At 61.7% G+C, this 12,726-nt stretch carries 14 protein-coding genes, 1 tRNA gene and 1 pseudogene; 12 read left to right on the plus strand and 4 right to left on the minus strand.

Going from position 1 to position 12,726, the window contains the following annotated elements; translation table 11 throughout:
* Window positions 1–11 precede the first annotated feature (11 nt).
* Window positions 12–1,475, plus strand: a complete 1,464-nt coding sequence (locus NDO55_RS00900) for a M48 family metalloprotease (RefSeq protein ID WP_252111521.1) — start codon at window positions 12–14, stop codon at window positions 1,473–1,475.
* 73 nt (window positions 1,476–1,548) lie between these two features.
* On the opposite strand, the gene NDO55_RS00905 is transcribed toward NDO55_RS00900, so the two are convergent.
* Window positions 1,549–1,734, minus strand: coding sequence for a Flp family type IVb pilin (locus tag NDO55_RS00905; protein ID WP_425276876.1), 186 nt, complete (start codon window positions 1,732–1,734; stop codon window positions 1,549–1,551).
* Window positions 1,735–1,824: 90 nt separating this feature from the next.
* A complete protein-coding gene (locus tag NDO55_RS00910) occupies window positions 1,825–2,610 on the minus strand; it encodes a class I SAM-dependent methyltransferase (protein ID WP_252111525.1) in 786 nt (261 codons plus the stop codon).
* A 42-nt stretch (window positions 2,611–2,652) separates the two neighbouring features.
* Between NDO55_RS00910 and NDO55_RS12040 the strand changes: the two are divergent.
* From NDO55_RS12040 to NDO55_RS00950, 10 genes and pseudogenes are all read left to right on the plus strand, one after another.
* Window positions 2,653–2,844 (plus strand): annotated as a pseudogene (locus NDO55_RS12040) (double zinc ribbon domain-containing protein); the annotation flags it as partial.
* Between the two features lie 9 nt (window positions 2,845–2,853).
* Window positions 2,854–3,366 (plus strand): ComF family protein, encoded by a 513-nt coding sequence (locus tag NDO55_RS00915; RefSeq protein WP_341869979.1) that lies wholly within the window; start codon window positions 2,854–2,856, stop codon window positions 3,364–3,366.
* 38 nt (window positions 3,367–3,404) lie between these two features.
* Complete coding sequence (gene grxC, locus NDO55_RS00920) at window positions 3,405–3,662, plus strand: glutaredoxin 3 (RefSeq protein WP_252111529.1); 258 nt, start codon at window positions 3,405–3,407, stop codon at window positions 3,660–3,662.
* Window positions 3,663–3,664: 2 nt separating this feature from the next.
* On the plus strand, window positions 3,665–4,489 hold the full coding sequence (locus NDO55_RS00925) for a carbon-nitrogen hydrolase family protein (RefSeq protein ID WP_252111531.1): 825 nt from the start codon (window positions 3,665–3,667) through the stop codon (window positions 4,487–4,489).
* Window positions 4,490–4,525: 36 nt separating this feature from the next.
* A tRNA-Arg gene (locus NDO55_RS00930) sits at window positions 4,526–4,602 on the plus strand.
* A 70-nt stretch (window positions 4,603–4,672) separates the two neighbouring features.
* The gene (gene folE / locus NDO55_RS00935; protein ID WP_252111533.1) at window positions 4,673–5,287 is read left to right on the plus strand and encodes a GTP cyclohydrolase I FolE; all 615 of its coding nucleotides are present in this window, start codon (window positions 4,673–4,675) and stop codon (window positions 5,285–5,287) included.
* Window positions 5,288–5,456: 169 nt separating this feature from the next.
* Window positions 5,457–5,723: a hypothetical protein gene (locus tag NDO55_RS00940; RefSeq protein ID WP_252111535.1), complete on the plus strand. Its 267-nt coding sequence runs from the start codon at window positions 5,457–5,459 to the stop codon at window positions 5,721–5,723.
* Window positions 5,724–5,758: 35 nt separating this feature from the next.
* Entirely contained in the window at window positions 5,759–6,139 is a 381-nt protein-coding gene (locus NDO55_RS12110) for a DUF2793 domain-containing protein (RefSeq protein WP_425276895.1), read from the plus strand.
* A gap of 155 nt (window positions 6,140–6,294) precedes the next feature.
* Entirely contained in the window at window positions 6,295–7,467 is a 1,173-nt protein-coding gene (locus tag NDO55_RS00945) for an OmpA family protein (RefSeq protein ID WP_252111537.1), read from the plus strand.
* 171 nt (window positions 7,468–7,638) lie between these two features.
* Complete coding sequence (locus NDO55_RS00950; RefSeq protein ID WP_252111539.1) at window positions 7,639–8,193, plus strand: superoxide dismutase family protein; 555 nt, start codon at window positions 7,639–7,641, stop codon at window positions 8,191–8,193.
* A 6-nt stretch (window positions 8,194–8,199) separates the two neighbouring features.
* On the opposite strand, the gene uvrA is transcribed toward NDO55_RS00950, so the two are convergent.
* Together uvrA and thpR are read right to left on the minus strand one after the other, a co-directional pair.
* Entirely contained in the window at window positions 8,200–11,157 is a 2,958-nt protein-coding gene (uvrA, locus tag NDO55_RS00955; protein ID WP_252111541.1) for an excinuclease ABC subunit UvrA, read from the minus strand.
* Window positions 11,158–11,248: 91 nt separating this feature from the next.
* Window positions 11,249–11,797 carry an RNA 2',3'-cyclic phosphodiesterase gene (gene thpR, locus NDO55_RS00960; RefSeq protein WP_252111543.1) on the minus strand — a complete coding sequence of 183 codons (549 nt, stop codon included), beginning with the start codon at window positions 11,795–11,797 and terminating at the stop codon, window positions 11,249–11,251.
* 137 nt (window positions 11,798–11,934) lie between these two features.
* On the opposite strand from thpR, the gene NDO55_RS00965 reads away from it, so the two are divergent.
* A complete protein-coding gene (locus tag NDO55_RS00965; RefSeq protein ID WP_252111545.1) occupies window positions 11,935–12,681 on the plus strand; it encodes a Bax inhibitor-1/YccA family protein in 747 nt (248 codons plus the stop codon).
* Window positions 12,682–12,726: the final 45 nt, after the last annotated feature.

Below are 12,726 nucleotides of genomic sequence, written 5' to 3' on the forward strand. Positions count from 1 at the left end.
GGAGAAGTTCGATGTCCAAGTTCACCCGACTGCTTACCATGTCCAGTGTGCTCGTACTGGCCTCATGTGCCACGCCGCAAGCGGACCCCGCCATTTCGCAGCAGGAGCGCCAGCTCGCGGTCGAAAACCACGACGCCATTGTAGCCGAATTCGGCGGTGCGCTTGGTGGGACGCTTGGCGCTTATGTCGAGCAGGTCGGTGACCGTGTCGCGATCCGTTCGGCGACGCCCAATGCTGCGGCTAATTACCGTTTCACCGTGCTCAACTCGCCGGTGGAGAATGCGTTCGCCATCCCAGGCGGTCATGTCTACATCACGCGCGAGCTTATGGGCTTGATGGAAGACGAGGCCGAACTTGCCTTCGTGCTTGGTCACGAAGTCGGCCATATTGCCGCCGACCATAGCTCGACCAGGCAGGCGCGCGCGCAGAACAACTCGATCCTCGGCGTGCTGGGCGCGATCGTCGGCAGCGTTGTCGGCGGCGACGTCGGTGGTCTGCTGGCGCAGGGCGCACAGCAATATGCGCAGCTCAATACGCTGAGCTACAGCCGCGACCAGGAATATGAATCGGACACGCTCGGCATCGGCTACATGGCCGCGTCGGGCTATGACACGCTGGCAGCGGGCGGCATGTTGTCGTCGCTAGGCCAGGCATCGGCGCTGGAGTCGCGGGTGCAGGGCAATGATGCTCGCCAGACGCCCGAATGGGCGCGAACCCACCCCCTGTCGGAGAACCGCACGGCGCGCGCCAACCAGCTTGCACAGCAGACCGGCACTGCCGGGAGCGGTACGCGCAATCGCGATACCTTCCTGTCGCGGATCGACGGTATCTACGTCGATGACGATCCCGAACAGGGCATTGTCGATGGGCGGAGCTTCACCCATCCTGACCTGCGCTTCCAGTTCGTCGTGCCGACGGGCTTCCGGATGCAAAACGGGACCCGTGCGGTGAATATTGCGGGCTCGTCCGGGCAGGCTATTTTCTCGACCGGCCAGTTTAACGGCAATCTCGATACCTATATCGGCCAAGTCATCCGCGGCATTGTTGGCGACCAGCAGCAGGTCAGCGTCCCGCAGCCGCGCGACACGACGATCAACGGCATTCCGGCGGCCTATACGACCGCGCGGGTCAACACGAACAATGGCGCGGTGGATCTGTCAGTGATGGCATATCGCTGGGACAATGACACCGCCTATCATTTCGCGATGATCACGCAGGCGGGGCAGGGCATCGGTCCCTTCACCAGCATGGTGGATTCGCTGCGTCGGATTTCTTCGCAGGAAGCGGCCTCGATCCGTCCGCGCGTCATCGATGTGATCACGGTGCGCAGCGGCGATACGATGCAGTCGTTGGCCAGTCGGATGGCGTACAACAATTACCAGCTGGAGCGGTTCATGGTGCTGAACTCGCTCGACAGCAACAGCCGGCTCCAGGCCGGGCAGAAGGTAAAGATTGTCGTTTACGGACAGCGCTAGGGAAGCGGTCCGTTCAACTTTCGGGATTGTGGCGAGCTAGCGGTTGTCCAGACCGCGGGCTCGTCGCATCGCCTTACAGGTAGGTGTTGGCGATATCCCCGAGATTACCCCACATGCCGCCCGAGCCGCCGCCTAGCTGCTTCATCGAGGCGATCAGGACGATCACGATCAACGAGACGATCAGTCCATATTCGACTGCCGTCGCGCCACGCTTGTCCTTGAAAAGGGTGCGCAAAAACATACGGATAGCCACTGCCATCCTCCTTCTGGTCTGGTCCACGCCATCGGGATTAAAGCCAAAGGGTTAAGGAAACCCCTGCGTGGAAGAGTTAACGAAGGGCTGACGCTGTTAGACCGGCGACGCGGGATTCCAGCCGGCAAAATGAAGCAGTTCGAACCGTTCGGTGACGCGGCCGTCGGTGTCAGCATCGGACAGAAATGCAAATTTTGCGGCCTTGTAGGCAGCCTTCCCGATTGGTCGGCGCGAGCGCTCGCGCAGGATGTTGGTGGTGCCCATGCCGCGAAGGTCCGCGACCAGTGAGGCGAGGTCGCCATAGCGGACGGAGACACGGTCAATATCCACTACCGGCATTGCATATCCCGCGCTCGCCAATAGCTGCGTCAGCGCTGGCGGATCGACACGGGGATGAACGTGGGGCGAGGTTACGCCGGACACGCGGTCTGCTTCAATCATCGCATTGGCCAGCCGAGCCAGGGATTGGCCTCCGGGCATGACCCCGACGAGCGGGCGATCCGGCTTCAACGCGAGGCGGAGGCGCAACAGGGTTTCCGGAAGCGGCTCGGCGGTGTCGAGCGTCCCGAGTGCGATGACGGCGTCGTAGGTGGCTGGTTCTACATCGAGTGTTGGCTCGCCAGCGCAACTGCCGCCCGATGCGGCTGCCGCGACGGGAGAGGGGTCAACAATGTCGAGGCGATCGAACCGTTCGGCAAAGGGCTTGGCCAGTTCGGGCGACAAGAGCCCCACCACTAATGCGCGGTGCTTGTCGAACATCATCATGTCGAGCCGGTCGATGAGATCCTCGACCGCACGTTCGTGGAGGAAGGTGACGGGGCCGCCTCGCACCGCGCGGTCGCGGCGCAGTTGGCGCAGGTCGGGGTCGAACAGCTCGGGCATCGGGCGGCTTGTGCAGTCCTGTGCGCGCTGCGACAAGGGGGCATGCGCGCGTTCCAGGCATTGACCAACCCGCTTCTCGATCTCGTTCTCCCGCCGCGCTGCGCGGGGTGCGGCGAGATTGTCGGGGCTGTCGGAGAGTTTTGCGGCGACTGCTTCGTTGCGGTCGACTGGGCTGGATCAAAGAGTTGTGGCCGCTGCGCCTTGCCGCTCGAAATGGTGGACGGCGAGGAGTGCGCGGCTTGCATGAGCAAGCCAGGGCCAGTGTCGGCGACGAGAACCGCGACCCATTATGGCGAGATTGCGCGGGGCTGCGTGATGCGGCTCAAATATGGGCGGCGCGTCGCGCTTGCGCGGACGATGGCCAAGGCCATGGCGCGCAAGGTCGAGGAGGGACGCGAGGATGCGCCGCTGATCGTGCCCGTGCCGCTGCATCGCTGGCGTTTGTGGAAGCGCGGGTTCAACCAGTCGGGCCTGCTGGCGAAGGAAGTTGGACGATTGTCGGGGCATGAGGTGGCGATGGATGCACTGCATCGCCATCGCGCGACGCAGCCGCTCAAGCAAATGAGCGTCAATCAGCGCTGGAACATGGTTCGCGGTGCCTTCGAGGCCGACCAGCGGCTGGTGAAGGACCGAACGATCATGATCGTCGACGACGTTCGGACCAGCGGCAGTACATTGAATGCGTGCGCGAATGCCCTACTTCGCGCAGGTGCAAGACGGGTCGAGGCACTCGTCTGGTCGCGCGTGGTGCATTGACCGCACTTCGTGCGTTGATTGGCTGAAACGAGGAAAAAATGGCCAAAGTAGAACTCTATATCAAGGCAACCTGCCCCTACTGCATCCGCGCCAAGCGGCTGCTGGACATGAAGGGCGTCGACTATGTCGAATATGAAATTAGCGGCGATGAAGAAAAGCGCGCGGAGATGATCCAGCGCTCGGGCGGCGGCATGACTGTTCCGCAAATCTTCATCGATGACGTGCTGGTCGGCGGCAGCGACGAATTGTTCGCGCTGGAACGTGCGGGCGAGCTGGACCAGAAGCTGGCCGCCTGACCATGACGCGCATCGCGCTCTTCCAGGCGCGGACCGGGGTCGATCCCGATTCCAACGCGCGCGATCTAGTCGCCGCCATCAAAATGGCGGCGGATGGTGGCGCGTCGATGCTTTTCACACCCGAAATGTCGGGCATGCTCGACCGCGATCGCTCGCGCGCGGCGCGGAACATCAGAACCGAAGCCGATGACCCGGTGCTTGCGGCGGTGCGCGAGGCAGCTGCTGAGCATGAAATCTGGGTTCACCTAGGGTCCTTGGCGCTCGATGGCGGCGAAGGGCACTGGGTCAATCGTGCATTCGTCATCGATGCAGCGGGAGCGATCCGTGGCCGCTACGACAAAATGCACTTGTTCGATGTCGACCTGCCGACCGGCGAAAGTTGGCGGGAGAGCGCCGCCTATCGGGCTGGTGACGAGGTGGTGATCGTCGATGGGACGCCGGTCGGGCGATTGGGGCTGACGATCTGCTACGACATTCGCTTTCCCGCGCTTTATGCGGCTCTGGCTGAGGCTGACGCAGATGTGGTCGCGATCCCGGCGGCATTCACGGTGCCGACCGGCAAGGCGCATTGGCATGTCCTCAATCGGGCCCGCGCGATCGAGGCGGGGATGTTCGTCGTGGCTGCCGCCCAGCATGGGAAGCATGAAGATGGGCGCGAAACCTTTGGTCATAGCTTGGTGGTGGACCCATGGGGGGATGTGCTGTTGGACATGGAAGAGCGCGAGGGCGTGGCCTTTGCGGAGGTCGACCTGGCGCGCATTTCAGAGGTCCGCTCGCGCATTCCGGCGCTCCAGCATCGTCGTCCGATACCGCCGATGCGAGATTGAAAGTCTTGGGCGCGCTCTTTAAGGCCGCTTCTTAATGGCTCCGTAGCTCAGCCGGATAGAGCAACAGTTTCCTAAACTGCAGGTCGCAGGTTCGAATCCTGCCGGGGCCACCATCCTTCCCTTATCCCCCCATAGCCGTTAGTCCCGCTGGCAAGACCCGCGAGGGCATGCTGGAAGAGTGACATGACCGAGAAGACACCGACCGTCGGCGACCTGGTGCGCCCCACCCCGAAGATCGAAGTGCCCGAAGAGGTGCAGGATGCGGTGCGCACGCTCATTCGCTGGACCGGGGACGATCCCGAACGCGAAGGGCTGATCGATACGCCGCGCCGTGTTGCGCGGGCGTGGGCGGAATACGCCAAGGGATATAATGAGGATCCTTCGCTGCATCTCAGTCGCACCTTCGAGGAAGTGGGCGGTTATGACGAGATCGTCCTGTTGAAGGACATCCCGTTCCAGTCGCATTGCGAACATCACATGGCGCCGATCATCGGCAAGGCCGCGATCGCCTACCTGCCCGGTGATCGGGTAGTGGGGATCAGCAAGCTGGCGCGCGTGCTCCACGGATTTGCGCGACGCCTGCAGGTGCAGGAACGGCTGACCCGGCAGGTGGCCGATACGATCTGGGAGCATCTCGAACCGCGCGGTGTGGCCGTGGTGATCGAGGCCAGCCATGCCTGCATGACGGCGCGGGGCGTCAACACGCCGGGCGTGATGATGACGACCAGCCGGATTATCGGGACATTTCGGGAGGATGAGCGCAGCCGCAAGGAAGTGCTGGCTCTAATGGGATACTAGAAATAACCAAATAGGCACAAACTTCTTGACATCGTGACGCTCATTGGTTAGAACGTAGGCACAGTCGATCAATGGGTCGAGACGAGGCGATCGAGCCGCTCCTTCATCGGGGCGGCTTTTTTGTTGGGGTGAGCGATCGGGGCACACATTCGGGGACAGGAAGAAGACCGTGTCCGAGCTCAGCCAGAACAAAAGATTGGATGATCCCGAGGTCCAGGCGCTTTTCTTCGAGAAGCTGTCGGCGACCTGCAATGTGACGAAAGCGGCCAAGGCAGCCGATATTTCGACCGGGACGCTGTATCGGCGTCGCAAGACGAACACGCAGTTCCGGCTCGATTGGGAGGCGGCGATTGCGGAAGGATATGACCGGCTTGAGCTTCTCATGATGGAGCGGGTGCTGGTCGGGACGACACGCACGACGAGGCGCTGGCGCTGATCGATGGGCTGATTTTTCCCTCTTTCAGCGGGCAACTGGCTGCCTCACCGCCGGCGTCACCAGCGATTGGCGACCAGGAATTGGTCGCTCAAGGCGCCACAGGGGCGTTTGCCGGCAAGGACGGAAACATTGCCACTTTTACGGCGGGCGGTTGGCGATTTTCGGCGCCGACCCCTGGTATGCAATGTCTCGATCGCTCGACGGGCTATGATTGGAGATACGGAGTAAGCGGTTGGGAAGCAGGGATAATTCGCGGTTCCAGCCTTGAAATAAATGGTGCCGAATTGTTGGCCGCACCGCTCGCCGATATGGCTGACCCTTCCGGCGGTGGGACCGTCGATATCGAGGCCAGAGGTGCGATTACGGAAATCCTGACAATTTTGCGTCACCATGGCTTAATTGTCACAGGTCAATAATATTGCCTTTGCGATCAGCCCCTTAACCGACGAAAAGCCCGAATTCCGGGATTTTTGCTACGGTAATGTAACGGCTCGACTTGCAACCATTCCGGTCCCCCAATATTGTACCAATGCACTTCAATTTACGAAGGCATGTGAAAAGGGGACTTTATATGAAGAAGCTCGCCATTGGGGCGGTGCTCGCTTCGACCATGCTGGCCACCCCGGCTGTCGCTCGCGACAAGTCGTGGTATGTCGGCATCGAAGGCGGCATCATGTTCGTGGAGGATGTCGAACTCGACCTCTCCGTGGACGTTACCGACGATAACGGTGTTACGAACCTCGCAGCCGCTGACGGCGTAGTGAACAGCTACGACGAAGGCTTCGACGTCGATCTCATCGGTGGTTACGATTTCGGCATCATTCGCGCTGAAGTCGAACTCGGCTACAAGTGGGCCGACATTTCGGACACGTCCGTTGCAACGATCGGAACGATTGCCGACACGGGCGACGTTTCGGTTTATTCGGCCATGGTCAACCTCCTGCTCGACTTCGGCGAAGATGACGGCGTCCAAGGCTCGATCGGTGGTGGCGTCGGCCTCGCCAGCGTGAAGCACTCGGTCAACCTGCCGGGCGTCACCGACTTCAGCGAAACCGACAGCACTTGGGCATGGCAGGCTATTGCCGCGCTGCGCTATCCGGTCAGCCCGAGCGTCGATGTCGGTCTGAAGTATCGCTACTTCAACACGGGCGACTTCGACTATGCGCCGAGCTCGTTCGCTCCTTTCTCGAACCTGTCGGTCGAGGATGGTCAGTTCACCTCGCACAGCATCCTGGCGAGCCTGATCTTCAACTTCGTGCCGCCTCCGCCTCCGCCTCCGCCGCCGCCGCCGCCGCCGCCGCCGCCGCCGCCGCCGCCGGAACCCGATCCCACCATCACCTGCCCGGACGGGTCGGTTATCCCTGCCACGCAGGAATGCCCGCCGCCGCCGCCGGTCGAAGTGGGTCCGTTCATCGTGTTCTTCGACTGGGATGAGTCGGATATCACCGCGGATTCGGCTGAAATCCTCGATCGCGCCGCTGCTGCCTATCAGCAGACCGGTAGCGCCGAGATCATGCTCGCCGGTCACGCCGATACCTCGGGTCCGGCCGACTATAACGTCGGTCTGTCGCAGGATCGTGCGGATGCCGTCGCTGCATACCTCGTTGGCCGTGGCGTAGCCGCGGATGACATTGCGACCGCTGCCTTCGGTGAAGAGCAGCCGCTCGTGATGACCGGCGATGGTGTGCGCGAGCCGCAAAACCGTCGCGTCGAAATCACCTTCGGTCCGGGTTCGGGCATGTAAGGTGATCCGGTCCTGCTAGTCAGGACTGGACGCACGACAAGAGAAGCCGGTCCGGGAGAAATTCCGGGCCGGTTTTTCTATGCGCAATCCATTCGCCTGCCTAAGGTCGACGACATGAACATTGAACGGCCTCGGCCGTTCTTGTCGGACATGATCTTGACGGAGACTGGCATGATGAATCGATTTTGCGCGACGATCGCGATGGCGATGCTGTTGGCAGGCTGTGGAGGCGACGCGGCTGACGATGAGACGGCAGAAGCACCCATCTCGCAATCGACCGGACCCTACTCGCTAGCAGGAGTGGATGGCGTCGAAGTCGGTTCCGTAGATCTGTCGCAGGACCCCAACGGCGTGACCATTTCCGTTTCCGTTTCGGGGCTCAGCGAAGGCCTGCACGCCGTGCATCTCCACGAGACTGGCGATTGCAGCGCGGGAGATTTCACGTCGGCTGGCGGTCATTGGAACCCCACCGGAGCACAGCATGGTCGCGACAATCCTGAAGGGGCGCATCTTGGCGACCTGGCCAATATGAGTGTCGGCGCCGATGGCACCGGAGAAAGCAATTTCCTGGTGACCCAAGCCTCGCTTGATGGCGGCCAGTACTCGATTGCCGATGCAGACGGGACCGCGTTGGTCATCCACGCCGGCCCGGACGACTATCGGACCGACCCTGCCGGCGATGCCGGATCGCGCGTGGCCTGCGCCGTCGTGGCGGCTCCGCAATAACCGATCTTATTTCGCTGTTTCGAGGGTATCATTCTTCGACGCGGCCTTCGTTGGCCGATCGCCGGCGCGTTCCAACATCGGCAGCAGATAGGTGCCTGTGTAGCTTTCGGGCGTCTTCGCCACCTTTTCGGGTGTCCCTTCCGCGACAATGGTGCCGCCATTCACCCCGCCACCGGGGCCGAGATCGAGGATGTGGTCGGCCGTCTTGATGACATCGAGATTATGCTCGATGACCACAACAGTATTGCCCTGCTCGACCAGTGCGTGAAGCACTTCCAGTAGCTTGCGCACATCCTCGAAATGCAGGCCGGTCGTGGGCTCATCGAGGATGTAGAGCGTCCGTCCCGTGGCGCGTTTGGACAACTCCTTCGCGAGCTTCACGCGCTGCGCTTCACCGCCTGACAAGGTCGTCGCCTGCTGGCCAACCTTTATGTAGCCAAGCCCGACGCGCTGGAGCATTTCCATCTTGTCGCGGATCGAGGGGACGGCTTTGAAAAAGTCGACCGCATCCTCGACGGTCATGTCGAGAATGTCGGCGATCGACTTGCCCTTGAACGTCACTTCCAACGTTTCGCGATTGTAGCGTTTTCCCTCGCAGACGTCGCAGGTGACGTAGACGTCGGGCAGGAAGTGCATCTCGATCTTGAGCAGGCCGTCGCCCTTGCAGGCCTCGCAGCGTCCACCCTTCACATTGAAGCTGAAACGGCCCGGCTTGTAGCCGCGCGCCTTGGCTTCCGGCAGGCCGGCGAACCAGTCGCGGATCTGGGTGAAGGCGCCGGTATAGGTGGCGGGGTTCGAGCGCGGGGTGCGTCCGATCGGCGACTGGTCGATATCGATCACCTTGTCGAGATGTTCGAGCCCGTCGATGCGGTCATACTTGCCCGAAAGGATTCGCGCGCCATTGAGGGTTCGCGCCGCGGCCGCATAGAGCGTATCGATCGTGAAGCTAGACTTGCCGGAGCCGGAGACGCCCGTCACGCAGGTGAAGGTGCCTAGCGGGATCGAGGCCGTGACATCCTGCAGATTGTTGGCCTTCGCGCCCTTCAGGGTCAGCTTCTTGCCCGTGCCCTTGCGCCGTTTCGCTGGCACCTCGATGGCCCGGCGTCCGCTGAGATAGTCGGCGGTGAGGCTTTCCTCGCAGGCCATGATGTCGTCGAGCTTGCCTGCGCACACGACTTCGCCGCCACGCACGCCTGCGCCGGGGCCCATGTCGATGACATAGTCGGCGGTGCGGATCGCATCCTCGTCATGTTCCACGACCAGGACTGTATTGCCGAGCCCGCGCAGGCGCTTCAGTGTTTCAAGCAGGCGATCATTATCTTTTTGGTGCAGGCCGATGGACGGCTCGTCGAGCACGTAGAGCACACCCGACAAGCCCGAACCGATCTGGCTGGCAAGGCGAATACGCTGGCTTTCACCGCCGGACAGCGTGCCCGACGTTCGGTCGAGGTTGAGATAATCGAGCCCGACATTGTGGAGGAAGCCTAAGCGCTCGTTGATTTCCTTGAGGATCGGGCCGGCAATCTGGCGCTGTTGTTCGGTAAGCTTATCGGCGACATCGCCGAACCAGGCGACCGCATCCTCGACCGAGCGTCGCGCGGACATGGAAATGTCCTCGCCGGCAATCTTCACCGCCAGCGCCTCGGGCTTCAATCGCGCGCCCTTGCAAACGTCGCATGCATGCGCGGCCTGGTATCGCGACAATTCCTCGCGCATCCACGCGCTTTCGGTCGTCCGCATGCGTCGCTCGAGATTGCCGATCACGCCTTCGAAGGGCTTTTTGACTTCGTAGCTTTTCTTGTTGTCGACGAAGCGCAGCACGACGGGCTTGCCCTTGGTGCCGTAGAGGATGACCTGCTTCTGCTCGTCGGAGAGGTCAGCCCATTTGGTATCGAGCGAAAAGTCGAAAGCGCGCGCCAGACTGCCCAGTACCTGCATGTAATATGGCGAGGGGGGCTGCGACTTTGCCCAAGGCACGACGGCACCCTTTTTGAGCGACAGTCCGTGATTGGGGACGACGAGATCCTCGTCAAACTCCATCATCTCGCCCAAGCCATCACAGGCTGGGCAGGCACCCTGCGGCGCGTTGAAGCTGAATAGGCGTGGCTCGATCTCGCTGATCGTGAAGCCGCTCTCGGGGCAGGCAAAGCGCTGCGAGAAAGTGATGCGGCCCGCAGTGGCGCGGTCCAGTTTCATGCCCGATTTGCCGTCCTCGCCTTTCTTGGCGTCGGCGGCCTCCTCGGGCGGGTCGGCGGGGTCGAGATAAGCGAGCCCGTCGGCCAGCTTGAGCGCGGTCTCGAAGCTGTCAGCCAACCGCGCCTCGATGCCCGGCTTGATGACGATACGGTCGACGACGATCTCGATGTCGTGCTTGTATTTCTTGTCGAGCGCGGGCGCTTCGTCGATGGGATAGACCTCGCCATCGATGCGGATGCGGGTGAAGCCCGCCTTCTGCCACTCGGCAATTTCCTTCTTATATTCGCCCTTGCGACCGCGGACGACCGGTGCGAGCAGCAGGTGCCGCGATTTCTCCGGCAACTTCACCGTGCGATCGACCATCTGGCTGACCTGCTGCGCCTCGATGGGCAGGCCCGTCGCGGGTGAATAAGGCACCCCGACACGCGCCCAGAGAAGGCGCATATAATCGTAGATTTCGGTCACCGTCGCGACGGTCGAGCGCGGGTTGCGGCTTGTGGTCTTCTGTTCGATCGAGATGGCGGGCGAGAGCCCATCGATATGCTCGACATCGGGCTTCTGCATCATCTCGAGAAACTGGCGCGCATAGGCGCTCAGGCTCTCGACATAGCGACGCTGCCCCTCTGCATAAATCGTATCGAAGGCAAGGCTCGATTTGCCCGATCCCGATAGGCCTGTGATGACCGTCAGGCTCTCGCGCGGAATATCGACATCCACGCCCTTCAGATTGTGTTCGCGCGCGCCGCGCACCGAGATATTCGTCAGCATCGGATCTTTTGTTCCAGATTTGTTCCGCTTGTGCAAGCCGCTTGGTTCACGCGGTCAACGGTTCATCAAGGTGGTGGTTCACCTTTGACTTTCAAGCGCTTGGCTGTCGCCCCAGCCGAAAGTCCGCAATCGCGTCATATTCCGCACCGCTTTGGCGCAAATGGCTTTCGAACAAGGTGAACCGATCGATGGTGACTGGTGAACTGGAAAGCCCGGCATGACGCTCGGCCCAGCCGCGCGCATCGATGAAACCGCCCGACCACCTCGCCAACGTAATATGCGGCAGATAGGCGCGCCGCTCCGGCTCCAAGCCGAGGCTGACGAGCCGCCGGTCGATCCGTTCATGCAGATCGCGAAGCGGCGCCTTGGGTGCCAAGCGCGCCCAAAGGGCCCCACGTTTCCCATGATCGAAAATCCCCACGCCGCTGAGCGCGACCTCAACCGGTGATGCCTTCATTTCTGCGAGGTTTTGCGCGATTTCCTCGGCCATCGGTCGCTCGACCGAACCGATAAATCGCAGCGTGCAGTGCAGATGTTCCTCGTCCAGCCAGCGTAGCCCCGACGGGCCGCCTTCCATTGCGGGCGCGAGCGCGTCGACAAGCGTCTCGGGCAGGGGCAGGGCGACGAATAGGCGATGCATGGCAAAATGTCCCTAGTCGAGACAGATGGCCATGTCGTCCGGTTTCGCTTGAAATCGGAGCGATCAGGCCCGATATTCCTCTCACATCTTTGGGCAATCGCGCAGGAGCATGTTGCTTCGCGCGGAGAGGAGAAAAAATGGCCAACCAGTTTGACGAGCGTACTCGCACCGGCGGTTTCGACGCCACCGGCACGACCAGCGTCCCGCGGGCGACCCGCGACGCCGGCCTGCGCAAGTACATGCTCAGTGTCTATAATTACATGACGTCGGCGATCCTGCTGACGGGCATCGTCGCGCTGCTGTTCTTCAGCTCGGGCATGGCCCAGCAGGTCTTCTTCGGCGGCGGCATCCTGCCCTGGCTGATCATCCTGTCGCCGCTGGCGATCATCTTCGCGATGAGCTTCGGCCAGAACCGCATGTCGACGAGCACGCTCCACATCCTCTTTTGGTCCTTCGCGGTCCTGATGGGGCTGTCGATGAGCACGATCTTCCTGCGCTACACCGGCATTTCGATCGCGCAGACCTTCTTCGCCGTCTCGGCGGCCTTCGCCGGCCTTTCGCTGTGGGGCTACACCACCAAGAAGGACCTCAGCGGTTGGGGCACCTTCCTCATCATGGGTGTTGTCGGCCTGATTGTCGCGATGCTGCTCAACGCCTTCGTCTTCCAGTCGACGGCCATGGGCATGGCCATCTCGGCGATCGGCGTCCTGATCTTTGCCGGCCTCACCGCCTATGACACGCAGAAGATCAAGAGCATCTATCAGTATGTCGCGCGCGATGCGGACCTGATGCAGCGTGCGATCATCATGGGCGCACTGAACCTCTATCTGGACTTCATCAACATGTTCCAGTTCCTGCTGAGCTTCCTCGGCAGCCAGGAATAGTCGTCCAGCCAAGCAACGAGAAAGGGCCCGGAGGCATCACGCTTC

Source organism: Sphingomicrobium sediminis, from assembly GCF_023805295.1.
In the GTDB taxonomy this organism is placed as follows: Bacteria; Pseudomonadota; Alphaproteobacteria; order Sphingomonadales; family Sphingomonadaceae; genus Sphingomicrobium; species Sphingomicrobium sediminis.

What these genes read in the sequence shown, in the direction of transcription:
- NDO55_RS00900 (WP_252111521.1), top strand. Translation starts at nt 12, where the DNA reads ATGTCCAAGTTCACCCGACTGCTTACCATGTCCAGTGTGCTCGTACTG.
- NDO55_RS00950 (WP_252111539.1), top strand. Translation starts at nt 7,639, where the DNA reads ATGATGAATCGATTTTGCGCGACGATCGCGATGGCGATGCTGTTGGCA.
- NDO55_RS00965 (WP_252111545.1), top strand. Translation starts at nt 11,935, where the DNA reads ATGGCCAACCAGTTTGACGAGCGTACTCGCACCGGCGGTTTCGACGCC.
- NDO55_RS00915 (WP_341869979.1), top strand. Translation starts at nt 2,854, where the DNA reads ATGAGCAAGCCAGGGCCAGTGTCGGCGACGAGAACCGCGACCCATTAT.
- NDO55_RS00905 (WP_425276876.1), bottom strand. Translation starts at nt 1,734, where the DNA reads ATGGCAGTGGCTATCCGTATGTTTTTGCGCACCCTTTTCAAGGACAAG.
- NDO55_RS00925 (WP_252111531.1), top strand. Translation starts at nt 3,665, where the DNA reads ATGACGCGCATCGCGCTCTTCCAGGCGCGGACCGGGGTCGATCCCGAT.
- thpR (WP_252111543.1), bottom strand. Translation starts at nt 11,797, where the DNA reads ATGCATCGCCTATTCGTCGCCCTGCCCCTGCCCGAGACGCTTGTCGAC.
- grxC (WP_252111529.1), top strand. Translation starts at nt 3,405, where the DNA reads ATGGCCAAAGTAGAACTCTATATCAAGGCAACCTGCCCCTACTGCATC.
- NDO55_RS00910 (WP_252111525.1), bottom strand. Translation starts at nt 2,610, where the DNA reads ATGCCCGAGCTGTTCGACCCCGACCTGCGCCAACTGCGCCGCGACCGC.
- folE (WP_252111533.1), top strand. Translation starts at nt 4,673, where the DNA reads ATGACCGAGAAGACACCGACCGTCGGCGACCTGGTGCGCCCCACCCCG.
- NDO55_RS00945 (WP_252111537.1), top strand. Translation starts at nt 6,295, where the DNA reads ATGAAGAAGCTCGCCATTGGGGCGGTGCTCGCTTCGACCATGCTGGCC.
- uvrA (WP_252111541.1), bottom strand. Translation starts at nt 11,157, where the DNA reads ATGCTGACGAATATCTCGGTGCGCGGCGCGCGCGAACACAATCTGAAG.